This window comes from Parabacteroides sp. AF19-14, assembly GCF_003635485.1.
Lineage (GTDB): Bacteria > Bacteroidota > Bacteroidia > Bacteroidales > Tannerellaceae > Parabacteroides > Parabacteroides distasonis.
The window spans coordinates 1-1,256 of sequence record NZ_QTMJ01000035.1; the positions used below are offsets into that span (position 1 = coordinate 1).

General features: G+C 46.8%; 1 protein-coding gene. It reads right to left on the bottom strand.

The features are described 5' to 3' along the window. Window positions 1-222 precede the first annotated feature (222 nt). Entirely contained in the window at window positions 223-1,254 is a 1,032-nt protein-coding gene (locus DWX33_RS21325) for an AAA family ATPase (protein WP_122381011.1), read from the bottom strand. Between the last annotated feature and the right edge of the window lie 2 nt (window positions 1,255-1,256).

Consider the following 1,256-nt stretch of genomic DNA (forward strand, 5'->3'; position numbering starts at 1 on the left):
TAACCTAAACTGTGCAGATAGTCTGCGATGGGTATTTGTTTTACATCTTCGATGTTCATAACATTTTCTTTTTTGGGGATTAAAAAATAGTTGAAAAATGCGCCAGTCCTGTTTAGTTCGTTATATATATACCCGTACCATACTAAACCTGCTTGTTCCGATACAGGGAAATAGTAAGTCCGTTCCTCTTATATATACACCCGGACTAAACCAAACTGACTTTTAATAATGGAAATCGGGATTATAGCGGTAACCCTTGCCCTCTTTCACAATCATGCGCTTGTTCACAAGGAACTTGTTCAGTTCCACATGGATATTGCGCCCACGCTCGTAGCCGATACTTGCATAGCCTTGTTTCAAGGTCTTTAGGACATTCTCGTAACCATATATAACCTGTTTGCCAAAACCGTTTTCCAAAGCCGTCCTGTGCTGTTGCTCCGTCAGTTCTGCCAGTGGAAAGCCCCTGTCTTGGCTGGGCTGCTTGAATACATAACCGTCCACAGCTTCCGGCAATGCGCTGTCGTTGATACGGAATGCGAACGGGTCAAACTCCCGGTCACGTATGTGCATCGCCTTTACCTCGCTTATGTTACCGTCCTGCTGGCTTTTCGTGATTTGCAGGACGGTTTCAGCCTTGTTGTTCAGTTCCGTACCGATATGCCCCCTTGTGTTGTCATCCCCCTTGTTCAAATGCAGTACGGTATGGATATGCAGGTTATATCCGCTTGACCAGCGCATCAAGAGGTTGATTAGGTCTGTCGATTCGCTGGGGCTGTTGATGTCGTACATCAAATCACGGATTCCGTCAATGATGAGCAACCCCACATCGGGCATATTTTCCAGCATATAGCCGATAATCTGCTTCCGCTTGTCGGGTGTCTGCTCCCTTAGCACGATGAAAACAAAATCCTCCCTGTCCTTGTCGGTAGGCAGTCCTGCAAGCCGCAAAATACGCTCCATTACCTTATGGCAATGGTATTTGCTCTGCTCGGTATCTACATAGAGGATTTTCCGTTTGTTCGGTGGCAGGCATGCCGAATACTTCAGTACCTCGTCATTCTTCAACGCTGCCGCAACGATAGCGGAGATGTTGAATGTCTTTTTGCTCTTGGCTTTACCCGTGGATGCGCTGAAATTACCCAGCGTGCCAATGGTAGAGCCGTTCACCCAAAGTATTTCGGGCGGCACTTCATAAGTGTCCGTCACTTTTAGATGAATGGTTTTCCAAAGGGCTGCGAAATCCTCTTTCTGCATGG